Source organism: Kutzneria sp. CA-103260 (assembly GCF_018263855.1).
In the GTDB taxonomy this organism is placed as follows: Bacteria; Actinomycetota; Actinomycetes; order Mycobacteriales; family Pseudonocardiaceae; genus Kutzneria.
Genome location: NZ_CP073318.1, coordinates 1,013,309 through 1,039,806 on the forward strand (window position 1 = coordinate 1,013,309; position 26,498 = coordinate 1,039,806).

25 protein-coding genes are annotated in these 26,498 nt (G+C 70.6%); 8 read left to right on the top strand and 17 right to left on the bottom strand.

Features of this window, described 5'->3' with window-relative positions; translation table 11 throughout:
- Positions 1-66: 66 nt before the first annotated feature.
- Positions 67-1,026: a ketopantoate reductase family protein gene (locus JJ691_RS04415; RefSeq protein WP_211767521.1), complete on the top strand. Its 960-nt coding sequence runs from the start codon at positions 67-69 to the stop codon at positions 1,024-1,026.
- Positions 1,027-1,516: 490 nt separating this feature from the next.
- Positions 1,517-3,169: a hypothetical protein gene (locus JJ691_RS53030; protein WP_211772285.1), complete on the top strand. Its 1,653-nt coding sequence runs from the start codon at positions 1,517-1,519 to the stop codon at positions 3,167-3,169.
- Between the two features lie 47 nt (positions 3,170-3,216).
- On the opposite strand, the gene JJ691_RS04425 is transcribed toward JJ691_RS53030, so the two are convergent.
- From JJ691_RS04425 to JJ691_RS04445, 5 genes are all read right to left on the bottom strand, one after another.
- Positions 3,217-3,762 (bottom strand): hypothetical protein, encoded by a 546-nt coding sequence (locus JJ691_RS04425; protein WP_249227674.1) that lies wholly within the window; start codon positions 3,760-3,762, stop codon positions 3,217-3,219.
- Positions 3,763-3,827: 65 nt separating this feature from the next.
- Positions 3,828-4,724, bottom strand: a complete 897-nt coding sequence (locus JJ691_RS04430) for a GlxA family transcriptional regulator (RefSeq protein ID WP_211767522.1) — start codon at positions 4,722-4,724, stop codon at positions 3,828-3,830.
- A gap of 7 nt (positions 4,725-4,731) precedes the next feature.
- On the bottom strand, positions 4,732-5,280 hold the full coding sequence (locus JJ691_RS04435; RefSeq protein WP_211767523.1) for a cysteine hydrolase family protein: 549 nt from the start codon (positions 5,278-5,280) through the stop codon (positions 4,732-4,734).
- Positions 5,281-5,349: 69 nt separating this feature from the next.
- Positions 5,350-6,981, bottom strand: coding sequence for a copper resistance CopC/CopD family protein (locus JJ691_RS04440; RefSeq protein WP_211767524.1), 1,632 nt, complete (start codon positions 6,979-6,981; stop codon positions 5,350-5,352).
- Positions 6,978-8,360: a DUF1775 domain-containing protein gene (locus JJ691_RS04445; RefSeq protein WP_211767525.1), complete on the bottom strand. Its 1,383-nt coding sequence runs from the start codon at positions 8,358-8,360 to the stop codon at positions 6,978-6,980. The genes JJ691_RS04440 and JJ691_RS04445 overlap by 4 nt, the downstream gene beginning before the upstream one ends.
- A 74-nt stretch (positions 8,361-8,434) precedes the next feature.
- Here JJ691_RS04445 and JJ691_RS04450 point away from each other — a divergent pair, with 74 nt between their 5' ends.
- On the top strand, positions 8,435-8,971 hold the full coding sequence (locus JJ691_RS04450; protein ID WP_249227675.1) for a sigma-70 family RNA polymerase sigma factor: 537 nt from the start codon (positions 8,435-8,437) through the stop codon (positions 8,969-8,971).
- A 4-nt stretch (positions 8,972-8,975) separates the two neighbouring features.
- Here JJ691_RS04450 and JJ691_RS04455 read toward each other — a convergent pair whose 3' ends face one another.
- Positions 8,976-9,428, bottom strand: coding sequence for a DUF4383 domain-containing protein (locus JJ691_RS04455; protein ID WP_211767526.1), 453 nt, complete (start codon positions 9,426-9,428; stop codon positions 8,976-8,978).
- A 106-nt stretch (positions 9,429-9,534) separates the two neighbouring features.
- On the opposite strand from JJ691_RS04455, the gene JJ691_RS04460 reads away from it, so the two are divergent.
- Both JJ691_RS04460 and JJ691_RS04465 read left to right on the top strand, forming a co-directional pair.
- A complete protein-coding gene (locus tag JJ691_RS04460; RefSeq protein WP_211767527.1) occupies positions 9,535-10,095 on the top strand; it encodes a TetR/AcrR family transcriptional regulator in 561 nt (186 codons plus the stop codon).
- An 89-nt stretch (positions 10,096-10,184) separates the two neighbouring features.
- Positions 10,185-10,907 carry a polyprenol monophosphomannose synthase gene (locus JJ691_RS04465; RefSeq protein WP_211767528.1) on the top strand — a complete coding sequence of 241 codons (723 nt, stop codon included), beginning with the start codon at positions 10,185-10,187 and terminating at the stop codon, positions 10,905-10,907.
- Here JJ691_RS04465 and JJ691_RS04470 read toward each other — a convergent pair.
- The 3 genes from JJ691_RS04470 to JJ691_RS04480 are packed head-to-tail and all read right to left on the bottom strand — an operon-like array spanning position 10,873 to position 13,909.
- Positions 10,873-12,480 carry a serine/threonine-protein kinase gene (locus JJ691_RS04470; protein WP_211767529.1) on the bottom strand — a complete coding sequence of 536 codons (1,608 nt, stop codon included), beginning with the start codon at positions 12,478-12,480 and terminating at the stop codon, positions 10,873-10,875. The two genes, JJ691_RS04465 and JJ691_RS04470, sit on opposite strands and share 35 nt — an antisense overlap.
- The gene (locus JJ691_RS04475) at positions 12,477-13,259 is read right to left on the bottom strand and encodes a hypothetical protein (RefSeq protein ID WP_249227676.1); all 783 of its coding nucleotides are present in this window, start codon (positions 13,257-13,259) and stop codon (positions 12,477-12,479) included. The genes JJ691_RS04470 and JJ691_RS04475 overlap by 4 nt, the downstream gene beginning before the upstream one ends.
- 41 nt (positions 13,260-13,300) lie before the next feature.
- On the bottom strand, positions 13,301-13,909 hold the full coding sequence (locus JJ691_RS04480) for a hypothetical protein (RefSeq protein WP_211767530.1): 609 nt from the start codon (positions 13,907-13,909) through the stop codon (positions 13,301-13,303).
- A gap of 55 nt (positions 13,910-13,964) precedes the next feature.
- Between JJ691_RS04480 and JJ691_RS04485 the strand changes: the two genes are divergently transcribed.
- Entirely contained in the window at positions 13,965-14,213 is a 249-nt protein-coding gene (locus JJ691_RS04485) for a hypothetical protein (protein ID WP_249227677.1), read from the top strand.
- A 56-nt stretch (positions 14,214-14,269) separates the two neighbouring features.
- On the opposite strand, the gene JJ691_RS04490 is transcribed toward JJ691_RS04485, so the two are convergent.
- From JJ691_RS04490 to JJ691_RS04505, 4 genes are read right to left on the bottom strand one after another with little or no spacing between them, the layout of a single operon-like run.
- On the bottom strand, positions 14,270-15,175 hold the full coding sequence (locus tag JJ691_RS04490; protein WP_211767532.1) for a hypothetical protein: 906 nt from the start codon (positions 15,173-15,175) through the stop codon (positions 14,270-14,272).
- 20 nt (positions 15,176-15,195) lie between these two features.
- Entirely contained in the window at positions 15,196-15,678 is a 483-nt protein-coding gene (locus JJ691_RS04495; protein WP_211767533.1) for a poly-gamma-glutamate biosynthesis protein PgsC/CapC, read from the bottom strand.
- A complete protein-coding gene (gene pgsB, locus JJ691_RS04500; protein ID WP_211767534.1) occupies positions 15,675-16,850 on the bottom strand; it encodes a poly-gamma-glutamate synthase PgsB in 1,176 nt (391 codons plus the stop codon). Before pgsB ends, JJ691_RS04495 begins: the two co-directional genes overlap by 4 nt.
- 31 nt (positions 16,851-16,881) lie before the next feature.
- Positions 16,882-18,864, bottom strand: a complete 1,983-nt coding sequence (locus JJ691_RS04505; RefSeq protein ID WP_211767535.1) for a HAMP domain-containing protein — start codon at positions 18,862-18,864, stop codon at positions 16,882-16,884.
- A gap of 382 nt (positions 18,865-19,246) precedes the next feature.
- Here JJ691_RS04505 and JJ691_RS04510 point away from each other — a divergent pair, with 382 nt between their 5' ends.
- Together JJ691_RS04510 and JJ691_RS04515 are read left to right on the top strand one after the other, a co-directional pair.
- On the top strand, positions 19,247-20,134 hold the full coding sequence (locus JJ691_RS04510) for a hypothetical protein (protein ID WP_211767536.1): 888 nt from the start codon (positions 19,247-19,249) through the stop codon (positions 20,132-20,134).
- The gene (locus tag JJ691_RS04515; protein WP_211767537.1) at positions 20,131-21,774 is read left to right on the top strand and encodes an ArnT family glycosyltransferase; all 1,644 of its coding nucleotides are present in this window, start codon (positions 20,131-20,133) and stop codon (positions 21,772-21,774) included. Before JJ691_RS04510 ends, JJ691_RS04515 begins: the two co-directional genes overlap by 4 nt.
- On the opposite strand, the gene JJ691_RS04520 is transcribed toward JJ691_RS04515, so the two are convergent.
- The 4 genes from JJ691_RS04520 to JJ691_RS04535 all read right to left on the bottom strand — a co-directional run bounded on the left by JJ691_RS04520 (position 21,710) and on the right by JJ691_RS04535 (position 26,486).
- Positions 21,710-23,161 (bottom strand): serine/threonine-protein kinase, encoded by a 1,452-nt coding sequence (locus tag JJ691_RS04520; protein WP_211767538.1) that lies wholly within the window; start codon positions 23,159-23,161, stop codon positions 21,710-21,712. The two genes, JJ691_RS04515 and JJ691_RS04520, sit on opposite strands and share 65 nt — an antisense overlap.
- Positions 23,162-23,288: 127 nt before the next feature.
- Complete coding sequence (locus tag JJ691_RS04525) at positions 23,289-24,608, bottom strand: DUF4153 domain-containing protein (protein WP_211767539.1); 1,320 nt, start codon at positions 24,606-24,608, stop codon at positions 23,289-23,291.
- A gap of 157 nt (positions 24,609-24,765) precedes the next feature.
- On the bottom strand, positions 24,766-25,755 hold the full coding sequence (locus JJ691_RS04530; protein WP_211771267.1) for a HAMP domain-containing sensor histidine kinase: 990 nt from the start codon (positions 25,753-25,755) through the stop codon (positions 24,766-24,768).
- A 32-nt stretch (positions 25,756-25,787) separates the two neighbouring features.
- Positions 25,788-26,486, bottom strand: coding sequence for a response regulator transcription factor (locus tag JJ691_RS04535; RefSeq protein ID WP_211767540.1), 699 nt, complete (start codon positions 26,484-26,486; stop codon positions 25,788-25,790).
- Positions 26,487-26,498 lie beyond the last annotated feature (12 nt).

A 26,498-nucleotide genomic window follows, 5' to 3' on the forward strand; every position in this document is an offset into this window, starting at 1 on the left:
AGATGACCTCCATATTTTGGAAAGTGGAGATGATCTCCAGATCGATCGTACCCCACGAGGTGCAGCGTGAAGATCCTGATGTTCGGCCGAGGCGTGATCGCCACGGTCTACGGCTGGGCCCTGCAACAGGCGGGACATGACGTCGAGTTCTACGTCCGCCCGGGCCGCGCGGCGGCGTACGGGGACACGGTGGACCTCGACCTGTTCGATATGCGGCGCCGGGTGTGGGGGCAGCGCGTCGTGGAGAAGTGGCCGGTGCGTTACCGCGAGGCGCTGGAGCCGGACCACGATTTCGACTTGATCGTGCTGAGCGTGCCGCACCACCGCCTCGCGGAGGCGGCGGCTTTCCTGGCCCCGCGCGTCAGCAAAGCGACGGTGCTGGTCTTCGGCAACGTCTGGGCCGAGCCGCTGGCCGCGATCGGCGCACTTCCCGTCGACCGGATCGCCTGGGGCTTTCCCCAGGCTGGTGGCGGTTTCGGCGCGGACGGCGTGCTCCGCGGGGCGCTGCTGCCGTCGGTCGTCTTCGGCACCCTCGGCCAGCCCCCGACCGACCGGGAGCGGGCCGTGCGCCAGGCGTTTCGCGAGGCCGGGTTCCGGCTTAAGGAGCGGCCTGACTTCCGCGGCTGGCTGTGGGTCCATTTCGTGTCGGATGCGGGCCTGTTCTCGCAGGGCCTGCGGCTGGGTTCCCTGTCTAAGCTGGCCGGGTCGACGAGCGACTTCCGTGAGGCGCTGCTGACCGGCCGCGAACTGCTGCCGCTTCTCCAGGCGCGCGGCATTGACCTGCGACGTCACCGGGGCGGTGTGCTGCTGTTCCGGGTGCCCACCTGGCTGATGGCCCCCGCGCTCGCCTGGCTGGCTGCTCATGTCGCGCCGGTGCGCGTGAATTTTGCGGCGCACTCCGCCCCTGACGCCGAGGAGCCGCGTGAGGTCTGCCGGGACACCCTGGCCGAAGCACGACGGTTGGGCGTCGCGGTGCCGCGACTGGAGGCGGCGGAACCGAGCTTCGCCCGCGAGGGGAAGGGCTGAGCCGAAGCGCTTAGCCGGAAACGTCCTCTTCTAGCCGCTGAGCGGGTGTTTGTTTCAACGGTCGCCCTCGTTGTGTGTAGTGCTGTCTGCCGTATCGGCGGGGCGGGATTTCATTGAGATGCGGTGATCGCGGCAACGTGTAACGCGACGGCACCCCTCGGTTCATGAGCGAAGATACGTCCTGAGACTTGACTTCGACCGGTGATGTGCGGGACCGCTGATCGGGTATGTCGACGGAACCGACAACCCGAATGGTCTACGATGGCCGACCAGTGGAATCACCCGAATGGTCCTTGGGGGTATAGGTATTTTGGGTCTGCACTAGCTCCGCTGACCGTGGCAATCCTCCCTTCTGTTGGAGTACCCCATGCGTAGTAGCCGTGTTCTGCCTATTGCGATCTTCGCAATCTGTGGACTCCTGTCGTCGGCGGTCACCGCAGTGGCAGGGGAAGCCAGGACGACCGGCAGCCGGGCCCTGTCGGCGTCCCCAGTGACGCAGACGTTCACCTTCACCGGTGGTGAGCAGACCCTGGCGATACCGGTGGGGGTGACGCGTGTGACGGTCACGGCGGTAGGCGCCAAGGGAGCGTCTGGCGCGAGCGAGTGTGGCACGGGCGGCGCGGGAGGCTTCGGCGAAACGGCCACGGCGACGGTGTCGGTCACCGGAGGGCAAACGCTGTATGTCGAGGTCGGCGGCAACGGTGCCACCAACGCCAGCGCGGGCGCGGGCGGAGGAGGCGGTTTCAACGGCGGCGGAGGCGGCTCGGGCGGCTTCCAGAGCGGCGGGACCTCTTCGGGGGTCTGCGCGGGTAGCTCGGTTGGCGGTGGCGGTGGCGGTGCCGCCGACGTGCGCACCCAGTCGGCGTCCACGCCGTTGTCGACCAATGACTCGCGGCTGGTCGTGGCAGCCGGTGGGGCGGGCGGTGGCGGCGGTAATCACGCTCCGGCTGGCACCCCGGCCAACGGCGGCACCGGTGGGGCGGCCGCGGCGGCCGGCACGTCCGGCGCGGACATGTCAGCCACCTTCGCGTCCGACACAGGCCCGGAGCCGGTGGTCATCCACGGTGCCAGCAGTGGCCAAGCCGGGAGCGCCACCACCGGGGGCGCGGGCGGCTCGCGCGGTCAGGCCACCACCGTGCCGGCCGGCTGTTTTATTGCGAACACGGCCAGTGCTGGGGCAGCCGGCGGTTTGGGACAGGGCGGTGGCGGTGGCGCCGCTGCGTCAGGTGGCGGTGGCGGCGGTGGTGGCGGCTACCAGGGTGGTGGCGGTGGTGGCTCGGCCGACACTGTCACGTGCTTCAGCTCCGCGGGTGTGTTCGATTTCGGTGGCGCCGGTGGTGGCGGGGGCGGGGGTTCATCCTTCGCCGTTTCCACGGCCACCGGGGCGTCCTTCACTCCGGACACCACCGGCACCCCGTCGGTGACGATCACCTACACCCCGGCGTCCATCACCGCCAGCGCGGGCAACGGCCAGTCCACCGCGGTCGGCACCGCGTTCCCGACGGCATTGGCCGCCACGGTCACCGACGCCGACGGCAACCCGGTCCCTGGGGTCACTGTCACCTTCACCGTGCCCACCAGCGGGCCATCAGCTACCTTCCCCGGGAGCGCCGCCAGCGCCACGGCGGTCACCGACGCGACGGGCGTGGCCACCGCGCCGACCCTGACCGCCAACAACACAGTCGGCTCCTACACGGTCACCGCGACCGCCCCAGACGTCAGTGGAACCGCCGGCTTCGCCCTGAGCAACGTCCCCAACCGGGCCACCCTGGCGCTGACATTGACCGCCCAGGTCCAGAACACCGGCCTGCTCACGAGGACCGTGACCTACACCCTGATCCTGACCAACCAGGGGCCCGCCACCGCCACCGCCCCGAACGTCGCCTTGCAGATCACCCCCGCGCCACTGGCTTTCCTGTGGGCCTCGGCCACCCCCACCCCGACATCCGTGGACACGCGCCTGCTGCTCACCACCACCTTCACGTGGAACAACATTCCGCCCAGCCTCGCAGCGGGCCAGAGCACCACCTACACCGTCAGTGGCACATCCCCCCTGCTGTCGGTCCTGACCGCCAACGCGACCGCGACGGCCACGCCGTTCACCAACACCGCCACCGCACGCACCATCACTGTCGTGAAATGACCCCACCACACCACCCTGGCTCCGCCATTGCCGCCGACCGGGGCTCGTCAACGGTCGGTCGGAGGCTGGAGCGACGTCCAGGTGAGTTCGGGCAGTGTGCCGCTGGCGACGCCGAGGTCGGCCCGGGCGTGGGCGTAGAAGTCGTTGCGCAGGAGCATGGTGTTCTTGTACGCCTCGACGAAGGCCGCCTCGTCGGGGCCGTCTTCGCGCAGAAGGCGTTCGAGCTGCCAGGCCTGTTCGTGCCAGGCCCGGGCAGCGGTGATCGTGGCGGGATCGCCGAGCAGCAGCACGGTCTCCCAGTTCAGGGCGCGTTCCGTCTCGGCTTCGGCCAGCTCGGCGAACGCGGCGTCGAGGTCGACGGGCCGGCCGGTGGCGAGCAGGTTCCTGGTCTCGGCGATGCGCCGGCACAACCGAACCATGCGCTTCACGGCGTTCGCGTACTCGGTGTAGGCCGCCAGGCGCTTGTCGTCCCAGCGCGCGGACTGCGTGCGCCGCCACCGTAATCGCTCGGCGCTGGTGGTGACGACGAACGTCGCGGCGGAGCCGAGCAGGACGCCGGCGATGGTCAGGATCTGTGTGACGACTGGGTTCACGAACCGAAGCCTGGCACTGTCACCGCACGGACATCGGGAACTTCGACGATCCGATCGCGATCGGGCTAGGGGCGGGAGCGGAGGCGGCGGAGCATGCGGGCGTCCTCGAAGCCGACGGCGTGGGCGGCGCTGTCCACGGTGGCGCCCTGGCCGATGAGGTGTTCGGCCCGTTCCAGACGTAGCAGCTGCTGGTAGCGCAGCGGGGTGAGGCCGGTGGCCTGGGCGAACAGGCGGGTGACGGTCCGCTCGCTGCAGCCGACGGAGCGGGCCAGCTCGGCGAGGGGGAGGCGGGCGGTGTAGCGGGCGTCGATGTGGTCCTGGAGGCGGTGCACGGTGTCGCTGAGGTGCGAACGGTGCCGCAGCATGGCGCTGTCCTGCTGGGCGTCGCCGTTGCGGCGGGCGTAGACGACCATCTCCCGGGCGATGCGGGCGGCCATGGCCGGGCCGTGGGCGGTGGCGACCAGGTGCAGGGCCAGGTCGATGCCGGAGGCGATGCCGGCGGAGGTGACGATCCGGCCGTCGATCACGTACAGCACGTCGTGGATCACGGTGGCGGCGGGGAACCGGTGGGCCAGTTCGTCCTGGTGCTCGTGGTGGGTGGTGCAGCGCCGCCCGTCGAGCAGGCCGGCCCGGCCGAGCTGCACGGCCCCGGAGCAGACGCTGGCGACGGTGCCGGGGAACTCCCGCAGCAGGGTCATCAGCGCCGCCCCGAGCCGCGGGGTGCGCGACAGCCGGTCGCCGGAACAGCCTGGCACGACAAGCATGTCGCCGGAGTCCAGCGCGGGGATCTCGGTCGACGCCTGGAGGCTCACGCCCTGCGCGGTCGGTACGACCGGCGTGTCGGCCAGGTAGCTCAGCCGGTAGTCGAGGCCGAACTTGGCCGCGGCGGCGAACACGTGCGCGGGCCCGGCCAGGTCGAGCAGGTGCACGTCGGGGGCGAGCAGGAAGGCGACGGTCGGCATGATCTGGTCAGCCTACGGCCAGCTCCGCGATCGTGCTGATGGTGGCGAACCGGCCGGACAGCGCGTATTCGGTGCGTTCGATGATGTCCTCGACGGCGAGCTCGTCGACGCCGTTGCGGTGCGGGATGGGGAAGGTGGCGGTCGCCTCGGTGACGAACGTGACGTCGAAGCCGAGGTCGGCGGCGACCCGGGCGGTGGTCTCGCAGCACTGCTCGGTCTGGATGCCGCAGAGCACCAGCTCCCGGATGCCTTGTGCGGTCAGGATCTGCTGGAGGTTGGTGGTGGTGAAGGCGTTGCGGGAGGTCTTGCGCAGCACCGGCTCGCCCGGCTCCGGCTTGAGGCCGTCCATCAGTCGCACGAAGCCGCTGTCCTCGTCGAAGACGGTGCCGGTGCCGGGCTCGGTGTGCAGCACCCACACCACCAGGTCGCCGGCGGCGCGGGCGAGGTCGACCAGGCGGCCGGCCCGCCCGGCGATGTCCGGAGTGGACACTCGGGCCCAGCTCTCCCGCTGGCGGAACGATTCCTGGATGTCGATGACGATCAGTGCCTTGGTCACACCTGTGATGGTGCCGGCCGGGCGGTCGGCCCGACAGGCACGGTCACGTCGTCATGCGGAACGATCCGGTCACGACACCGACCAGGTGCCGGCGGCGGTGGTCTCGTCCACGTCGGAGGTGCGCACGGTCACCGCGACCTGCCAGGCCCCTGCCAGGGGGATCTGGGCCTCGGCGGCCCGGTAGCGACCGGTGCCGACGTGCTGCATGTCGATCTTCAGCGGCCCGAGGTTCTGCGCCTTCAGCGTCAGGTTGACGTCCAGTTCGGCGACGTCCTCGGGGGTGCCGGTCGGGTCCTCGACGGTGACGTCGAGCAGGTTGGGTCCGGTGTGCGCGGGCGTGATGTAGATCTTGAGATTGCCCTTGCCGTTCGGGCCGCCGGTGTCGAAGGGCAGGGTCTGGCCGTCGGGCGTGGCCTGCACGACCGGCGCGGTGGCGGCCTCGGCCGTGCGCGCCGGCTCGGCGTTGACCAGGGCTGCGGTCAGACCGAGCACGATCACCGCGCCGGCGGTCTCGACCAGCACGGGCCGGCGCAGCTTGCCGACGTGCGCGCGCACCCACTTGCGGGAGAAGTAGGCCGCGCCGAGCACCACCAGCACGGCGGCGATCTTGAGCAGCAGCAGGCGGCCGTACTCGGTGTCGAGGAAACCGGCCCAGCTGCCGAGCTGCCGCCAGCTCTGGAACGTGCCGGTCGCCACCAGCACGCCCACGCACACCAGGGCGACCTGCGAGAACCGTTGCACGGCAACCTGGGGCGGCTTGGCCCGCCACAGCACGACCAGCCCGCCGAGCCAGATGCCCATGGCGTCCAGGTGCAGCACGTCGACCGGCATGGCCAGGCCGGCCGCCAGTCCGGTGGCGGCGTGCCCGGACATCGACCAGGTCCAGGCCAGACCGTTGAGCAGCAGCACGCCGATGCCGCCGAACACCGCCCGGCGGTCGGGCGTCCACTCGGCGGTGGCCAGCACCTCGCCGATGTACGGGGCGGCCAGCGCCAGCAGCACGATCCGCACGATCACGCCGGTGCCGAGGGCGATGTCCAAAGTGGACGAGAACAGGTTGCCGTCGAACAGGCGGTCCAGTCCGACGCCCGCGCCGTACGGGCCCTGTAACAGCGCGCCGGCCACGGTGGCCAGCAGCAACGTCAGCCATGAACCGCCGATCAGCCGTCGGACGCTGCGCTGCACGGCCCCGCCGGGCCAGCACCAGAACACGAACGCCACCGAGCCGACGAGCAGCGCGAACGAGGCGTATTCGAGGCCACGGGCGGTCCAGTACACAATGGACACTGCCAGGCTGCCGGCGGACGGCGCGGCGACCGGGGCGGCGGCCGAGGCGTGGCCGATGGAGAAGGTGAACGCGCCGGAGATCGGGTGCGAGTCGGCGGAGACCACGTGCCAGGACACGGTGTACGTGCCCTGGGCCGTCGAAGTCAGCGGCACGCCAACGGTTTCGCCGCGGCCGTCGATGTGGTCGGTCTTGCCGTTGTCGGCCGACGAGCCGTCCGGGGCGATCACGTGCACGCCGTCCGGCTCCACCTGCACCGTCTCGCCGAACGTCAGAGTGACCCGGGTCGGCGCGGAATCCACCACCGCGCCGTTGGTCGGCGTGGTCGACTCCAGCACCGCGTGCGCGGACGCCTGGCCGGCGGTCGCGGCCATCGCCGCGAACACACCGGCCAGCACCAGTAAGAACGCCCTCATTCGGCGGCTCGACCGCGTCGCAGCGCCGCCACCGCCAGGCCACCCGCGGCCAGCCCGATCACGATGCCGGCGATGCCGAAGGCCAGCGGCAGCGAACTGTCCGAAGTGGAGTTCGTGTCCGCCGTCGGCGTGACCGCCGCCGCGGTGCTGGCGTTCTTGGCCGTCAGCTGCACCGTCGGCGCCGGGTGCTCCGGCTCCGCGCCGCCGGGGGCCGAGGTGTCGATCCACCGCACCACGTCGCCGTTGTCGTAGGTCTGGACCGCCTTGAACACCAGCTTGTCGGTGTCGGTGGGCAGCGGGCCCATCGACACCTCGAACTCCGCGAAGTGGTCCGGGGCAAGGGATCCGCCGCTCCAGGTGATCTTGGAGACGGCCTCGGTGATCGGGCCGTCGTCCGACTTCAGCGGCGTGGCCAGGGTGGACTTGTCGATCTGGGCCGTCCAGCCCGGCACGTCCTTGACCTCCACCGAGGCGATCGGGTGGTCGGTGGGGAAGGTGACCTCCAGCTTCACCGTGGACGCCTTGTCCTCCTCGTTGGGCACCCGGAAGGCGATCTTCGTGTAGCTGCCCTGCGTCGCGGTGCCCGGCTGCGCCGTCACGTGCGCGTAGGCGCTGCCCGTCACGGCGAGCAGGCCGCCCACCACGATCGAGCCGAGCACGCCGAGCCGCTTCGCTGTCCTCATCGGGAACCTCCGTGTCCTGACGTCCGTCGCAGTACCGGTCGTCCCGGAGCTCCGGTTGGTTCCCGAGCCCGTGTTACTTCCCAGCGCCGCCACCAGAATCAGGCCGACCGCCAACGGGATGTGCGTCACCAGCCGGTTCCAGCCGACGGCGTGCGCGCCGAGGTCGAAGGTCGACACGAGCACCAGCACACCGACAACGCTGCCCAGCAAGGGAAGTTGGGGTCGGGCTCGCCGTGGGTCGGCCGCCACGAAGGCCAGCACCACTCCGATGGCGAAGTTGAAGGCCGACGTCTCGTGGTCCATGTGCCCGGCCATCGTCATCATCGGGTCGTCCTGGCCGAGCAGTTCGACGATCGCCACGGCGGCCTGTGCGACGGCAGCGAGCACGAGGCCGATGCGCACCAGTATGTAGAGGAGGGAGGGCCGCGAACTGGTCTGGGCCAGCGCTGCTGTGTCCACGGGCCTCGGCTCGCCAGCCGGCAGCACTGCCTTGGCCAGGACCTCGTCGGTCAGGTCCCGCTCCTCGCCCGCGGGGGAGAGGACGGCCAGCCGGTTGATCCGGGCCGCCCGGTCCTGCCAGCGTGCGCACGGGGCACACCCCTGCACGTGCCGGTCCACGTCCGTCATGGCCAGGCCGGGAACAGCCTCCCCGTCCATGGCCGCCGAGAGCGCTTCACGCGCGATGCCGCAGTCCACGTCGAGCCAGGTCGTCGGCGAGGGCCGGAAAGTTCCGGTGAACCTGCCAGTAACCGCTGGCGTATCTACCGGGCGTGGGCTTCGACGACGCCGAGATCACCCAGTTCGCCCTGGCCGCGCAGCGCGGCGATCGGGCGGCCGCTGCCGACTTCGTCCGGTCGACGCAGCGCCAGCTGCGCCGGCTGATGGCGTACCTGGGCGACCAGGGCCAGGCCGACGACCTGGCCCAGGAGACGTATCTGCGCGCGTTCGCGGCCCTGCCCCGCTACGAGGGCCGGTCGCCGGCCCGGATGTGGCTGCTGGCCATCGCCCGCCGGGTGGCGGCCGACCAGATCCGCACCGCCCAGCGGTCGCCGCGCACCACCAGCGCCGACGGCTGGCTGGACCTGGAGGTGGCCGGCCCCGAGGGGCTGGTGGCGCTGCGGTCGGCGATCGACGGCCTGGATCCCGAGCGGCGCGAGGCCTTCGTGCTGACCAGGGTGGTCGGCCTGTCCTACGCCGAGGCGGCCGAGGTGTGCGACTGCCCGGTCGGCACGATCCGTTCCCGCGTGTCCCGCGCCCGCACCGAGTTGGTGGACGCTCTGGACGTCCGGCTGGAGATCGCCCGCTGACCACTCACCGGAAAGCGCGTCTGGTGAGCGCCGCGGCGGTGATGCACAGGCCGCCCTCGGCGGCGTGCACCCAGTTGCCGAAGGTGTCCACGGCCATCAGGTGCAGCACGCTGGTGTCGCCGGCCAGCCCGAGACCGGCGACGACGAGATAGAACCAGCCGCAGCCGATGCCGTACCAGAACGCGGCGCGGGGCGACCGGGCGGCGAAGAGGCCGGGCACACCGGTGATGAAGTGGAACAGGGCGTGCCAGCCGTTGACGGTGACCGGGATGAAGCCGAACGCCAGAACCGTGCACGAGGTCATGTGCGAGCCGAGGGCGAAGCTCGGGCACATCGCGTAGGCGACGGGGCCGTTGCTGATGAACCACAGCGACAGCACCAGCAGCAGGAGCTGGCCCGGTGACCGCCGCACGTCGGTCAGGTAGCGCGCCGGCGCGGCGCGGACGGTGGCGGACATGGCGCTCGGTGTCCCTTCGTGGCCAGTTCTAAGTCGATCGACCTAGAATGCCGGGGAGTATGTTCTAAGTCGATCGACCTAGTCAACCGTGGGGAAGGAGCCGGCGGTGGCACGCGACACCCGGCGGCGGATGATCCAGCAGGCGGCGCTGCTGTTCCGCGGCAGCGGTTACGCCGGGACCGGCATCCGGGAGGTCGCCGAGGCGGCCGGCGCGCACCGCGGCGTCATCTACCACCACTTCGCCGGTGGGAAGGCCGAGTTGGCCACCGAGGTGCTGGCCTATGTGGATAGCCTGGTCGGCCCGGCCATCGAGGCGGTGTGCGCCACCGAGGAACCGGTTCCGGCCATGCGGGCCATTCTGGCCGCCGCTGCGGTGGTGATGGCCGGCGAGGACCATCCTGCCGGCTGCGCGGTCGCGGCGGTCACCCTCGGCGCCGGGCCGGACGAGCCGGCGCTCCGGTCGGCGACCCGGGAGATATTCGACCGCTGGCAGCAAGCGTTCCGGGACTGCCTGTGGCGCAACGGTTTCAGCGGGGTGGCGGCGACGAACCTGGCCACCCTGCTGATCGCCGGCCTGGAGGGCGCGCTGGTGCTGTGCCGGGCCGAGGGCACGACCGAACCGCTGGCCCGTGTCGCGGACGCGTTGGAACATGCCCTGAAACGGTGAGGCGACACGCCTCGGCATGATCGACAGGATGGGGTCGGCCTGCCACTAGACTCCGGCCCCATCCAGTCGCCGCGCCCCAGAGGATCACCATGAAGGTTGTTGTTGTCGTGCCGACGTACAACGAGCGCGAGAACCTGCCCGTGCTGGTGGCCCGGCTGCGCGACCTGGGGATCCCTGACCTGCACGTGCTGGTGGTCGACGACAACTCCCCGGACGGCACCGGCGCGGTCGCCGACAGTCTGGCCGCAGAGGGATCGGCAGAGGGCGATCTGGGCGTGCTGCACCGCACCGAGAAGGACGGCCTGGGCCGGGCCTACATCGCCGGCATGACCCGCGCCCTGGCCGAGGGCGCGGACGTGGTGATCCAGATGGACGCCGACCTGTCGCACCCGACCGACCGCATCCCGGCCCTACTGGAGAAGCTGGACAGCACCGACGCCGGCGTGGTGCTGGGCTCGCGCTACGTCGAGGGCGGGCGGACGGCGTCGGAGTGGCCGTGGCACCGCAAGGCGCTCTCGGCGTGGGCCAACTTCTACGTCAACGCCATCCTCCGTCTGAAGGTCAAGGACGCCACCGCCGGTTTCAAGGCCTGGCGGGCGGACACGCTGCGGGCCATCGACCTGCCGTCGATCCGCAGCAACGGCTACTCGTTCCAGGTGGAGATGAACTACCGCACGGTGAAGCGGGGCCTGCGCATCCTGGAGGTGCCCATCGTGTTCGAGGAGCGGGCCGAGGGCGCCTCCAAGATGACGCTGGCGGTGCAGCTGGAGTCGGCGGTCACGCCGTGGAAGCTCCTTTTCGGACGGATGTAGCCCACACCGTCGCCACGGCGGCGACCACGCCGGCGACAGCGCAGGCAACTCCGTACGGCAGCGAGGGTTCGTGCCCGGCGAGCACGGCGACCAGCAGCCACCCACCGAGCCCGAACAGCGCGCCCAGCGGCGCCGCGCCGATGAACGTGCCGACGCCGCCGCGTCCGCGTCGGACGGTCCGCAGCGTGGATTCCAGGTATGCCAAGGAGAACAGGCAGGCCAGCAGGCTGCCGGAGCCCATCGCGCTGGCCAGCGGGAACTGCTCGGCCGCCGCAGGGAATTCCTGGACCCCGGCGGGGGACTGGAGGCGGCCGGTGACCGTGCCGCCGACCAACCAGCGAGTGATGGCCGGGAACAGCACGGAGTCCTGGCCGACGGCACTGGCGACAGGGACACCGGCGAACGACAGCGACATCGTCGCCGGGCCGCCGACGATCGGCACCGGCAGGCTCAGGTCCACACTGGACGGTTGACCGGGTCCGCTGCCCAACACGGCCAGCTGCGTCACGGCCGCGCGCGGGCCGGGAGTCGGTGCGAGGAAGGCCAGCGCCACCATGGCGATGAGCGAGATCGCGGCGATGAGGCCCGGCAGGAGGGCGGACTTTCGGCGCGGGGCTTCGTTCTCGATGCGGGTCGCGGTGAGCGTCGGCTCCGGCGCGGCGGTCGGGCGGGGATGCGAGACGCTGCCGGTGACGCGGGGCGTGAGGTGCACGGGGATACCGGACCGTTGCAGCCAGCCGTGCCCGAAGGTGGCGTCCGCCGCGGCGGCGAGGTCCGCAGCGAACGCCTCGGCGTCCCGGTAGCGCTGGTCGGTCTCCCTTGCCAGGGACCGCATCACGACCCGGGCCAGCGGCTCGGGGACGCCGGTGATTGGCCGGGGATCGCCGAAGATGTGCTGGCGCATCATGCTCAGCGCGCCGCGGTCGGTGGCGAACGGCAACGTGCCGGAAAGCAGTTCGTACAGCACGGTTCCGGCTGAGTAGACGTCCGCGGCGGGCGTGAGCGGGTTGCCCGAGGCCTGTTCCGGCGAGATGTAGGCGGGGGTGCCCAGGACCTCGCCGCCGTGCGTGACGAGGGTGGCGCCCTCGCTGATCACCTGCGCGATGCCGAAGTCGGCGACCTTGAGCACGCCCGGCCCGGTGAACAAGAGGTTCTTCGGCTTCACGTCCAGGTGCAGCACGCCCGCGCGGTGCGCCGCGTGCAGGCCGGCCAGCGTGGCCAGGGTGATCGCGCAGGCGGCGTCCGCCTTGAGGTCGCCGCGGTGGAAACGGTCGAACACCGTGCCGCCGTCCAGCTTCTCCATCACCAGCAGGCTGTCCCGGCCGGTCTGCACGTAGTCGTACACCGGCACGATGTGCGGATGGTCGAGGCTGGCGAGGACCTTCGCCTCGCGGTCGAACCGGCTGCCCATGCCGGGCTTGTCCAGCAGCTCGGCCGGCAGCTGCTTGATCGCCACGTGGCGGCCGAGGGACCGGTGCACGCCCGCGTACACCACGCCCATGCCGCCGGCCCCGATCACCGACCCCACCTGGTACTGCGGCAGGGCGTGCACGACGTTGGCGGGCGCGGTCACCCGGTCACCTCGTGGGTCAGCGGCATGCGCGTGGTCTCCTGCTCGACGGCGGGCGGCAGCGGGTGCGGGGTGAGGTAACCGAGGAGCAGGCCGATCGCCGTGGTGCCGACGATGATCGGGATTTCGACGGTGGGTTCCGGCGGGATCATCCGCAGCACGGACAGCGTCACCACGGCCACCAGTCCGGTGCCGAAACCGGCCGGCATGAAGCGGAGGGCGCGTCGCCAGCGGTTCGCCGGCAGGCGGTGCCTTGCCAGCGCCAGCAGGCACGTCGCCCAGGCAGCGATGGTGAGCAGGAGGACCGCGATGCCGAAAACCCCGTACACGGAAAGGAACGAGCCTCGGACGTCGGTGACCGTGTCCACGGCGACGAGCTCGTTGCGGTCCACATCGAACAGCTGGACCGAGGCCGGTAGCAGGCCGATCGCCTGGCCGTCAAGGTCCGCGAGGTCAAGACCGAAGGTGCGGGTGACCCTGGTGTGCGGGCCCACGTCGAACGGCAAAGTCGTGTCGTAGGCGAAAAATGTCAGCGCCAGGGCCGTGCCGGACAGGCGGATGCTGCGCACATGTGCTGGTGCGGCGCCGTCGTTCGTGACGGTGACCGACAACTGCACGGGCCGTCGCGGCGTGATCACCATGGTGTGCCCGGCGATGTCCTGGCCGTCCAGAGTGGCCGTCAGCGTCAGGGGATCATCCGACCCCTGGGCGGCGGCCGGTGCCGTTCCCGTGAGAAAAACGCCGGCTGCCAAGGCAACCGCGACACCGGTGAGACGTCCCATCGAGAACTCCCAGTTGAGCCGGGCGTGACTGGTGGGAGATGCTACCGCCGGCCGGCCGTGGGGTGGGCCGAACGAACCACAGTGGATGGGGCAATGCGGATACTTGTTCGCACAGTGACGTTCCTGGCGCTCTGCGTGGGCGTCGTGCTGCCGGCGGTGGCGTCGGCGGCGACCGCGCCGGCCGTGTCGGTGACCCCGACCAGTGGACCGGCCGGAAGCCAGTTCACCATCCGCTGGGGCGGCTTCTCGCAGTGTCGGGTGATCACCTTCACCTGGGCGGGGGCGCCCCTGGCGAGCGGATCGCCGGGCACACAGGGGAGTGTCCTGGCCACGGCTCCCGCCGACGCGAAGCCCGGGACGTACGCCATCAATGCGACCTGCGGGGACCAGAAGGGGTTGACCCGGTTCACCGTCACGGTGAGCACCACAACCGTAACGACTCCGCCGCCCACGACGACAACCACTACGCCTCCGGTTGTCACCACGACAACGCCGCCGGCGGTCACCACGACGGTGCCGGTCGCCACGACCACTACGACAACAACCACGCCTCCGACCACAACCACCGACACGCCAACGACATCGGCCAGCCCGTCGGTCACCGACGAGCCGAAGGCCGGTGGCGGGCTGACCTTGGACCACAGCAGCATTCAGCCGGGGGACACGTTGATGGCCTCCGGGAGTGGGTGCGAGCCGGGGCATGCGGTGACGTTGAGCTCTGACGGCGAGCAGGTGGGGTCGGCGCAGGCTGACGGCGGTGGGGCGTTCACGGCGCCGGTGCAGTTCAGTCGGATCGAGCCGGGGCGGCACACGATCGTGGCGAGTTGCGGGGTGGCGCTGACGGGGGTTGTCGACCAGGCGGTGACCAGCTCCAGTGGGGATTATTCGTCGACTCTGGTGGTGCTGGTGTTCTTCGTGCTGGGTGGGATCGTGTTCGTTCGATTCGCGTACTGAAGCTTGGAGTCGGCGGTCGCGCCGTGGAAGCTCCTGTTCGGACGGATGCGGCTCGTTCAGAGCCGGCGGATGCCGCGTAGGCCGGCCGCGTACGGTCCGTTGTCGTCCAGCACGCTCGCCCCGCCGACGTCGCCGAACGTCGGCCCGTCCGGGGTGCCCCGACAGGCGATGAACCGCGGGTGCCCGGAGTCGTCTGCGCCCAGGTAGATGCCCACATGATCGACCGCGGTCGCCTTGCCGTCGACGGCGAACAGCAGCAGGTCGCCGGGTTGGGCCAGGAACCTGGCGGACGCGGCACCCGTTGCCTTGTCAGCGATGACGGTGCCCAGCTTGGCGTTGGCGATCTCCGCCGGACTGCGGGGCAGGCCGCCGGCGTCCCCGGGGTAGCCCATCCGGTAGCCGTAGACCAGCCGCGCATAGCCGGCCGAATCCAGCCGGCCCAGCTTGTCCATGCGCGGATTGCGCTGCTGCCACTCCTGGCCGAGGAAGTCGGCGACGTCCGCGTCGAAGGCGAAACGCGCGCCGGTCACGTACTGCGTGGCGACAGCGAGCAGGTCGGCACTGGTGTCGGCGAGCGCGTGGGTCAGCCACGGGCGGAACCAGTCCGCCTTCTCATCCCCGGCGTGCCAAGGCTGAGGCGTGAACCGCACCCAGGTCTCGGTGGGTATCACCGCAGCGGTTCGGGCCGGGTCGGTGAACGTCCGGATCGGTCCACTCAGGACGGTCGAGCGGGCGCCGTCGGTGAGGGTGGCCACCAGTTTGTCGTTCTGGTCCAGCACTTCGGTACGCGGTGGGTTGTCCAGCCGGACGTAGCTGTAGCTGGTGGCCGGCGGGTGGACGGCCCGGCTCGCGACGACCACCTGGCTGTCACGGGCGCGGGCCGGGGCATCGCCGGACAGAGCGAGGTGCACCACGGCGGCGCCGGACACGGCTAATGTGGTCAGCAACACGGCTGTGCGCATGTGTTTCACGGCAGGGGCTCCTACGAGGTGGGGATCAGGCCGACCAGCACCCCGCTGGCCAGCACTCCGTACGAGGCAAGGGCAACCGATCCGGTGGCCAGCACGGTCACCGCGGGCGGCTGACGAACCAACTGGTAGGCGATCAGGCCGGGCACCACAAACCCCAGCGTCTCGTGCACGTACAACAGCGGATAATGATCCTGGATCAATACAAAAACCGTGGTCTGCAAAAGAACGCCGAGCAGCACCACCGCCGCGAACTGCCGCTTCCCGTACAGAATCACGACTTTGCTCAGCCCCAGCGTGGCCAGATAGGTCAGCACCGTGGTCAGCACCACCAGCGCCGCCCGCCGATAGTCCTCGACCAGCGTCAACGCCAACCAGCCCGGAGTGATCATGCCACCCGGCGACAGGTTCGTGGTGAGATAACACAGCAGGGAGAACAACAACCCGATGGCCAACCCCAGGGTGGCCACCTCCGGGGACAGCTCCTGGCTGATCATAGCCGCTCCAGGGTTTCCAGTTGGGCGAGCAGGATTTCGCCCTGTCCGTGGATGTTGCCGATGGCCGCGAGCGAGGCCTGCTCGTCGATGCCGTCGACCAGTGCGTCCAACAACTCGGGTGCGCTGCGGCGGCCGCCGAGGTCGACCACCCTGGCCCGCCAGTCCGAGGGAATCGCGGCCAGCGCGCTGCGGGTCGGCTCCCCGATCAACAGCACCCGGTCCGGTCGCAGACGCGGCACCAGCGCGCCCATCTGGCCGTTGCGCTCGATCCGGTCCGGCCGGCAGTTGATCACGATGTGCAGCGGCCGGCCGATCGCCCCGTGATCGAGCAGGTGCTCGATGTTCATCACCGTGGACTCGGGATCGTTGGCCGCGAACACGTTCGCGAAGTTCAACCGCTTGCCCGCCGCCGCATACCGGTCCACCCGCAACACACCCGGATCCGGCGGGGCGGCCCACATGCCGGCCATCGCGTCGACCCGACCGACGTCCAACAGCTCGGCGACCGTCAAGGCGATGGCGACGTTCTCCTTGAACGTGATCCAGTCGAACCCGGCCATGTCCTCATCGGTCACCGACTCCGGATCGACCGCGATCAACGTGCAGCGGCGCTTGTCGGCTTCCTCCTGCAGGATGTGCAGGCGGTCGCGTTCGGCCGTGACGCAGATGCCGCCGACCGGCATCGACCGGCACAGCGACCGCGCCACATCGTCCAGGGTCGGGCCCATCTCGGCGAGGTGGTCCTCGCGCACGTTGCACAGCACGCCGATGCTGGACTGGATCAGTTTGGTCTGGTTGATCTCCTGCAACGGCGGGGCGACGGCCATGCACTCCATCACCAGGGCGTCGGGGTCGTAGCCGGCGGCCCGCCGGACGATGGCGATCTGCTCGACGACGTTGGCGATGTTGAACTTGCGGTGCACCGGTTCCTCGCGGGCGTCGGGGTGGATGAACCGCGCGGCGGTGCCGGTGGTCTTGGCCACCGTGGTCAATCCGCCGCCGCGCAGCGCGCCCGCGCACAGCCGGGTGATCGACGACTTGCCCCGGATCCCGTTGACCAGCACCCGATGCCTGATCCGGGCCAGGTTTCGGTTGTGTCGCCGCTGTTCCACCACGCCGCCGGCGAGCAGCAGCAAGCAGGCAGCCAGGTACACGAGGTAGAGAAATAGCATTGGGCTTCCCTCACACCAACACGGACAGCGGTTAGTCGACCGATGCGGCGCGCCGGCGGCGGCAGGCGTCCAGGCACTGCGCCACCGTGCCGATCTCGTTGAGCCGCTCCGGATAGATCACGGTCCTGAGATCGCCGCCGGCGAGCAGGTCCGCGGCCGCGGCCAACCGGCGCAGCGGCCCCACGAAACACCAGTGATACCAACCGAACAGCGCCAGGGCGAACGCGCCGCCGGCCATCGCGGCGAACAGCCAGAAGTTGCGCACACTGTTGTCCGGCAACGGAAGCTCGGTCACCGGCTGCCGCAGCAGCACGGTCCAGCGCAGTGGATCGGTCTTCGACGTGCCGGCCAGTGAGGCGGACGCGACCACGTACCACTGGCCGCCGATCTCGACGGTGCCGGGGCGGGCCGAACCGGCCAGCGCGTCAGTCACGTTCTGCCGCAACGGTTCCTCGTCCACCACATCGAACGCCCGATAGCCGTCGGCCGCGGCCAACGTGCGCATCCCCGAGTCGACCAGCCGGGCGCTGCCGGCGGTGCGCCGCAGCACCGAGGAGAGCTTGGCCACATCGAGCTCACCGACCAGCGTGTGCGTTCCGTCCGGCAGCGGGTTGCTGGCGAAGAGCACCGGCACCCGACCGGCGGTGTTCTGTTGGTGCAGACCGGATCCGCCAGGCGGCGGTTCCTCGGTGCGCAGTGCCGTCCGGCCGGCGCTGACCTGGATGGCGCCGGCGGCGTCGGTGACGTAGACGCTGCGGTAGCGCGGGTTCTGTGCCACCAGGTCGGCCAGCGCCGGTCGAAGCGATGACATGTCCTTGCCCACCCGGGTCGTGAAGGTCTGCAAGGTGGTCAGGCTCGCGGACAGCTGTTGCCGCAACGCCTGGGCCGCGGTGTCGGCCAGCGCCCGTTGCCCCTGCACGACCACGTCCGGCACGGTCGGCGTGGTCTGTCCGGCGGCTATCCCGACCGTGGCGGCCCACCCCAGGGGAAGCATCGCCGCGACGAGGACGACAGCCCATGCCGGGACCCGTAACCGCCTCGCGTCGCGAGGCCGGCCTTCGAGCGCGGCGGCGATCCGCTCGGCTTCGCGTAACCGGTGCCGGCCGCTGGGCACACCGGTCAGGGCACTGGTCCGAAGTCGACGGATCGGCCGGATGAAGCCGAATCCGATCAGGGCCATCGCCGCCGCGACGACTGCCGCCAGCGTGATCGTCCAGTCGATCGGCACGGGAATCTGGCTGTCGGTCGCGACCGGCGCCACCGCGACCAGCAGCACGTTCAGTCCGACCGGACTGGCCGGTGTGCCGGTCTTGACCGGCGCATAGACGGTCAGCGGCGTGGTGCGGGCGTTGTTGACCACCGGGCCGCTGCCCTCGTCCCCCACCGCGACGCCGGCGCCGTCGGCCGCCGCCGCGCTGCCCGAGGTGATCAGCTCCCGGGTGCTGGGATCGGGGCGACCGTGCGACTGGACGACCCGGCCGTCGGGCGTGGTCAGCAGGATCGCGTGGGCCGATTCCCTGATCGTCGGACTGACCGGAACCTGGATTCCCGTTGACACCACGACAATCCAGTCGGTCCCCGGGACCGGCGCCGCGGTCAGCACGACCGCCGGGCCGGTCTGATCGTGCACGACCCGGACGGTGATCCGGTCGATGCCCCTGTCCGGAAAGGACTCCACCGGTACCGGCTCGCCCAGCCGGGCCAGCGGTTTCGAGGTGCCCTGGGCCATTAGCACCACGCCACGTGCCTGTGGACAGCTGCCGGCGAACGCCGTCACGGCGTCGGCGGGAGTGCGGTCTGGATTGATCGAGTACAGCTTGGCCGCCGTGCTCAGCTCCACGGCGACCTCGCCGAGAGAATCGGCCGTCGCGTGCGCGAGATCGTCGACCAGCCTTTGCTGTGACTGGGCCAGAATGTGTGCGCTGTTCGCGGCGTTTATCGTCGGCGTCACCACCAGGCAGCAGCCGATCAACAGCGCGAACGCCGTCGCTACGACGGCAAGGGGGGCGCGCACGCCATCGGGGAACGCATTCTCCACCGATGTTTCCGCAGGGGTCCTCTCCGGCACCACGTACTCCTCGTCGTGTCCACAGCAAATTCGCCCGCCATTAACCGAAAGGAATCGACATCCATTCGTCGCAATTCACTGCGCCGCGCGGTGCCCGCCGCCCCTGTGGCCCGCGGACACCTTCTCAGCCACCTGGATCGCACATCCCCTACCAAAGTCGGTGGACGTCGCGACGGTCAGCGGCCACGGTGTCGGCGGGGTGTCTCCTAACACTCCGTCCGGCCACCACTTCACCCATTAGAGTATGGTTCTCGCGGTAAAGCAAGCATCACTCATGACTTCCTAATGGGCAGCCGCCGCCAGGCCGCAAAGACCAAGAGGTGCTCAGATGCTGTCCGGACGAAACCTGCTGATCATCGCGACACTGTTGGTCTGTGTGGTGGTTGTGGTGATGCTGCGCACGCCCGGCGGCGGCACCGCCAAGGTCGACCTCGACGCGGAGGTGTCCGAGTTCGCCGACGCCCTGAGCCCCGACGCCCCCTACCGACCGCCGGGCGAGCAGGAGCGGACTGCCGCCCTGGACGGGCTGATGCCGCTGCTGACCGGCGGCACCGACCTCGACTCGGAGCGGAAACCGCTGACACCACTGGGATTCACCGTGTCGGACGGTGTCGACGAGGCGACCGGGCGGCACTTCGTGCTGGCCAGCACCAAACCGGACGCGGCGCGTGGCTGGGGCATGTACATCGCCGACTACGGCGCCCGTCCCCGGCTGGTCATCGAGGTGCCGCACCCCAACTTCGACCTGAACACCGAACAGGTCGGCATCGAGCTGTACCGGCGGGTGCCGGGGTCGGCCGTGCTGGTCGCCGGTGCGCACCGCAAGGCCGGCGACAACACCGCCGACGTCGCCCACAACGCGGACTCGCTGTTCAACACGGTCGCGGTGGAGCTGGCCAAGCTCGGTCTGCCACAGGTGCAACTGCACGGCTTCGACGACCGGAGCCTGCCGGACACCGACGTCGTCGTGTCCTCGGGGTCGACGCCGCACACGGCGGCGCACGAGCGGATCGCCGACCGGCTCACCGGCCAGGGCCTGGCGGTGTGCCGGGTGTGGGAGCAGTCCTGCGGCAACCTGGAGGGCCGCCGGAACGTGCAGGGCAACGCGACGGACGGGCTGGGCGGTGTCTTCGTGCACATCGAGTCGGCCAGCGAGGTCCGCGCGCGGCCCGAACTGCGTTCGCGGCTGGTGGACGCGCTGACGGGCATGGTGTGAACACCAGGGCGAAGCTGGCGGCGATCGGCGTCCTGGCCGCGGTGATCTACGCCTGGGGCATGGCGGTCCACCCGGTCCACAACTACTACGCGTCCGCCGTGCGCAGCATGGCCGGCAGCTGGTCGGCGTTCCTGTTCGGCGCGTTCGACCCCCAGGGATCCATCACCCTGGACAAGATCCCCGGCGGGTTCTGGCCACAGGCGCTTTCGGTTCGACTGTTCGGTTTTCACGATTGGTCAGTGGCGCTGCCCGGGGTCGTCGAGGCCGTGCTGACCGTGCTGGTGCTCTACCGGGTCGTGGCCCGCTGGGCCGGCGAGACCGCGGGTCTGCTCGCCGCCCTGACGTTGACGTTGACACCGATCGTCGCCGCGCTGGCCAAGTCCGAGATCGTGGACACACCGCTGACCCTGCTGCTCGTGCTGGCCGCCGACGCCTGCCAGCGGGCCATGTTCAGCGATCGGCTGCGACCGCTGCTGGCGTGTGGGATGTGGGTCGGGTTGGCGTTCCAGGTCAAGATGCTCCAGGCCTGGGTGGTGCTACCGGTGTTCGCGGCCGCCTACCTGATCGTCGCGCCGGTGCGCCGGTGGCTGCATCTGCTGGCCGCCGGGGCGGTCTGTCTGGCGGTGTCCTCGACCTGGCTGCTGATCGCACTGCTGACGCCGGCCGGCAGTCGTCCGTACTTCGATGCCACCGCCGACAACAGTCCGCTGGGCATGGTCTTCGGGTACAACGCCGCGAACCGGTTGCACGGCAAGGGTTTCCTGGTGCTGTTGACCAGTCGGACCGCGCCGCAGGTCGGCTGGTTGCTGCCGTTGTGCCTACTGGCGATCGTGCTGGGTCTACTGTGGACTCGTGGCGTGCTGCGCAGCGGCTTCGTGCTGTGGGGACTGTGGCTCGCCGTCCACGTGGCCGCGTTCGGCATCGGGGATTTCCGGCACAGCTACTACGTCATCGTGCTCGCGCCGGCAGTCGCCGCGTTGACCGGTGGCGGCGTGGTCCTGTTCTGGCGTGTTCGGGATCGACATCGCTGGGTGCTGCCGACCGCGATTCTGCTGACCGCGGTGTGGACGATCGTGTTGCCGGCACGGCCGATTCTGCCGCAGGTCGCGCCGCTGGCGGCCGTGCTCGCGGTGTTCGGCGTGTTGGCCCTGTTGGCCGCCAGGAGCTCACGGCTGACCGCGGTCGGCGGCGTGGTCGGGCTCGTGGCGATGCTGATCACCCCGGCGGCCTGGACGCTGTCGACCGATGCCCGGGTCGCAACGGCCGATGCGGCCAGTCCGGCCGCCGGAGCCCCGCACCACAAGCCGCACGGATTATCCGCCAAGGACGAGGAGTTGGTGTCCTGGCTGCGGACCAACAGCGGTGGCGCTCGTTACCTGATGGCCGTGGACGGCGCGGGCAGCGCGGCGGCGATCATCGCGCACACCGGGGCCAGCGTCCTGCCGATGGGCGGGTTCACCGGCCGCACACCGTTTCCGACCACCGAGCAGTTTCTCGACCTCATCCGCGGCGGCGACCTGCGCTACGTCAAGGGCGATGTCCACACACCCGCGCGGACGGTGGCCGAGACCAACGTCAACTGGGCAGCTGGACACTGTCCTGAGGTGCGCGAGCATCTCTACGACTGCGGGCGGAAGTAGCCCGCATCGTCGCGACGGCGGCGACCACACCGGCGACGGCACAGCCGATTCCGTACAGCGGTGAGGGTTCGTTGCCGGTGAGCACGGAGATCAGCAGCCACGCGCCGACGCCGAACAGCGCGCCCACCGCTCCCGCACCGATGAATGTGCCGGTCTGTTCCTGTCCACGTCGGACGGTGCGCAGCAGGAATCGCAGGTACAGCACCGAGAACACGCAGGCCAGCAGGCTGCCCAGGCCCATCGCGCTGGCCAGCGGGAACTGCTGGGCCACCGCGGGGAATTCCTGGATTCCGGCGGGGGACTGGAGGCGGCCGGTGACCGTGCCGCCGACCAGCCAGCGGGTGATGGCCGGGAACGTCACCGAGTTCTGGCCGGCGGCACTCGTGATCGGGATGCCGGCCAGGGACAGCGACATCGTCGCCGGGCCGCCGGTGATCGGCACCGGCAGGCTCAGGTCCACATTGGCCGGTTGACCCGGACCGACGCCGACTACCGCCATCTGTGTGACGGCTGTGCGAGGACCCGGGGCCGGGGCGACGAAGGCGAGAACTACCAGGGCCAGCAGCGAGATCGCCGCGATCAGGGTCGGCACCAGTCCCGGCTGGCCGGCCGACACCGGTTCCGCGGACTCCGAGGCGAGATGCACGGGCACGCCGGACCGTTGCTGCCAGCCGTGGCCGAAGGTGGCGTCCGCGGCGGCGGTGAGCTCGGTCGCGAACGCCTCGGTGTCGGGGTAGCGGCTGCTGGTTTCCCTTGCCCGGGCCCGCATCACCACGCGGGCCAGCGGCTCCGGCACCCCGCGCTGGCGGAGCGTGGTCGCCGCGTCACGGTCCGGCAGCGTGCCGGAAAGGAGCTCATAGAGCACGGTTCCGGTGGAGTAGACGTCGGCGGCCGGGGTCAGTGGGCCACCGGTGGCCCGCTCCGGCGCGGTGTAGGCCGGCGGGCCTTGGGCCAGGCCGAAATCGACGACCTTGAGCACACCTTGTCCGGTGAACAACAGGTTCTTGGGCCGCACGTCCAGATGCAGCACGCCGGCCCGGTGCGCGGCCCGCAGCCCGGCCAGCGTGGCCAGGGCGATGGCGCAGGCGGCGTCGGGCGTGATGCCGTCGCGGCGGAAGCGCTCGAAAACCGTGCCGCCGTCGAGACGTTCGGTCACCAGCAGGCCGTCGCGGCCGGCCCGCACGTAGTCGTGGACCGGTGCTATGTGCGGATGGTCAAGCCCGGCAAGGATTTTCGCCTCGCGGTCGAACCGGTCGCCGATGCCCGGCAGCCGCTTGATCGCCACCGGGCCGAGCGACCGGTGCACGCCCGCGTACACCACGCCCGTGCGACCGGCCCCGATCGCCGGCCCCACCTGGCACTGCGGCAGGGCTTGGACCATGTTCATCGTGGACTCCCGTCGGGGCCGGGCATGCCTGGCGGCAGGATGCTACCGCCGCTGGCAACCCCACGGGCCGTGCGAATCACGGTGTTTACCGGGCTTGTTCGCACGGTAACGCCGCCGGTGCGCAGCGTCAGGGGCACACCGGGTGGGGGAGTTCCCTCGCGGCGGCGCGGCTGGTGTTCCACTCGCGCCAGTCGTCCGCCGGGAGTTGCTGCCACGGCGTGGCGCAGGCCTTCAGCCGGTCCGGCAGTCCGTCCAGCGCCGGCAGGATGTCCACCGACAGCCCGGACAGGTACAGCGTGTCCAGCCGTTGGGTCTGCTGCCAGCGCTGCACGTCCTGGCGGGCCACCACGTATTCCGGGTTCAGCGCCGCCAGCACCAGCAGCGCGGCGATGCCCGTGGTGAGCATGCCCTTGGGCAGCCACCGGCCGCTCAGCCGCACGCCGGCCACGATCACCATGACGTACACCAGCCCGAGCCAGATTTCGCACGCCTCCACCAGAAGCCGCAGCACGGTGAAGCCGTACGCCTCCTGATAGGCCCACATGCGACTCAACGCCGACGCCACCACGATCAGCGTCAGCAGCGACAGCGCGCCAAGAATTCCCCTGAGCCACAACCTATCCGTGGCTGATTCACGGGGCGCGACCCGGGCCGTGACGCCGATGACCGCCAGGGTCAGCACCGTGACCGCGGTGAGCTGCCAGAAGGCCGTACGGGCGTACTGGGCGTAGGTCAGATCGGCGGTCCGCATCACGTAATCGCTGCCGCCGAACCAGGAAACCATTTGCACGCCAACAAACACCGCGAACAGCGCCACCAGCATGCCGACCGGGACCGCCCACTCCAGACGGCGGACCACCGCCTGACTCGGCCGGGGTACCCGCTGACGTACGTGCGGACGCAGCGTCCCGGCGGCGACCAAACCGCCGCAGCAGAACAGGAACAGCGTGCGGAACGTCGAGCCGATGTCCACTGTGGGCGAACTGTCGCGGATCAGCGCGGCGAAGTCCGGGTCGGCCGCCGCGAACAGCGCGCCGAAGATCGCCACCATGGTCACGCCGATCCCGATCGACACCGTCATCCGCCCGCCACCGCGGATCCGGCCGAATCCCTTGGTCAGGGAAGGAAACGCCCGCATCGCGCCGAACACCAGCGCCGTGACCGTGCGGCCACCGCTCACCGCCAGCGACGCCGTGACCAGCGCCGCCAGCAGGCACAGCGTGAACAGCCATCCCGCGGCCCGCACCGTGCCCACGCCCACCAGCAGCACCGTGACCGCCGCCCACCCGATGCTGATCAGCTTCGGCCGGCTGATCTGCGTGCACACCACCACGATCAGCAGCAGCGCGGCCAGCAGCCAGCCGACCCCCGGTCTGTCCAGCGGCACCAGGGCGGCGGTCACCACTCCGGCCAGCAACACCGGCCACGGCTTCGGGGCAGGATTCATCACAACTCCAAACCAGCTCTGAGGTATGCGTGTCTCCAAGACCCACAAACCCCGGGAAATGAGGTCGCCAACGACTGCAAACCCGGTCGGGTTTGCAGCACTCAGCGGTGTCGACGGCGGGGGTTTGGGGGTCTTGGAGACACCCAAACGTTGGTTGTCAGGAGGGGGAGGGGAGGGTGACGCGGATCCGGCAGCCCTTGCGGCCGGGGTCGACCACGGCGATGGTGCCGCCGTGCAGGTCCACCACCCACTGGGCGATGGCCAGCCCCAAACCGGTTCCGCCGTCGCCGGAGCGCTCGCCGCGGGTGAACCGCTCGAACACCCGGTGCCGGTCGGCGGCGGCGATGCCCGGGCCCTCGTCGACCACCTCGATCACGGTGTGATCGGCGTGAGCGACGGCCTGCACCCGCACGAGACCGCCGCGCGGGCCGTGCCGGGAGGCGTTGTCCAGCAGATTGGCCACGACCTGGTGCAGCCGTCCCCGGTCGGCGAACACCACGGCGTCGGCCGGCTCGACCTTCACCTCGAACCGGGTGCTGCGGCCGGCGACCTCGGCCTCCGCGACCATGTCGGCCAGCAGCGGGGCCAGCTCCAGCTCCTCCCGGGCCAGCGTCAGCACGCCGGCGTCCAACCGGGACAGGTCCAGCAGGTCCTCGACGAGCCGCCCGAGCCGCTGGGTCTGGGCCAGCGCGGTGCTCATGGTCGACGGGTCGGCCGGGGTCACGCCGTCGACGACGTTCTCCAGCACGGCCTGCAGCGCGGTGATGGGCGTGCGCAGCTCGTGGGACACGTTGGCGATGAGATCCCGCCGTTGCTGGTCGGCCGCGCCCAGGTCGGCGGCCATCTGGTTGAACGCGACGGCCAGCTCGCCGACCTCGTCCCGGGTGGTGGCCCGCACCCGCACCTCGTACTCGCCGTGGGCGATGGCCTTGGCCGACGCGGTCATCGCCCGCAGCGGTCGGGTCATGCCGTGGGCCAGCACCTGTGAGGTGACCAGGGCCAGCGCGATGGCCACGACCGAGGTCCACGGCGGCAGCCAGCCGATCTGCCACCAGAAGAAGGCCAGCGCCGTGGCGCCGGAGGCGACCACCACGATGCCCAGCTTGAGCTTGATCGACCGCACCGGGTCCAGCGGCCGGGGCAGCATCCGCAGCAGCGCCACCACCCGGTTCACCAGGTTCACCGCGGCACCTCCAGGGCGTAGCCGACGCCGTGCACGGTGCGGATCAGGTCCGCGCCGAGCTTGCGTCGCAACGCCTTGACGTGACTGTCCACGGTCCGGGTGCCGGCGGCCTCGCCCCAGCCCCACACCTCGGCCAGCAGCCGCTCCCGCGGCAGCACCGCCCGCGGCCGCCCGGCCAGGTGCACCAGCAGCTGGAACTCGGTCGGCGTCAGGTGCACCTCCGCGCCCGACCGGTGCACCCGCCGCTCGATCACGTCGATCTCCAGGTCGGCCAGCACGATCCGGCGGCCGTCCAGCTGCTCGGACCGCCCGGCCCGGCGCAGCAGGGCGTGCACCCGGGCGGCCAGCTCCCGGATCGAGAACGGCTTGGTGAGGTAGTCGTCGGCGCCGACGGCCAGCCCGACCAGCAGATCGGTCTCCTCGTCCCGGGCGGTCAGCATCAGCACCGGGACCGGCCGCTCGGCCTGGATCCGCCGGCACACCTCCAGCCCGTCGAAGCCCGGCAGCATCACGTCGAGCACCACCAGGTCGGGCCGCCGGGCCGCGGCCGCGGCCACCGCCGACGGCCCGTCGGCGGCGATCTCCACCTCGAAGCCCTCGGCCCGCAGCCGGTCCGCCACCGACCTGGCGATGGTCGGCTCGTCGTCGACGACCAGCACCCTGCGCTGTCCCCCCGTGCCCTGTCCGTCAGCCATGGGACCGACCCT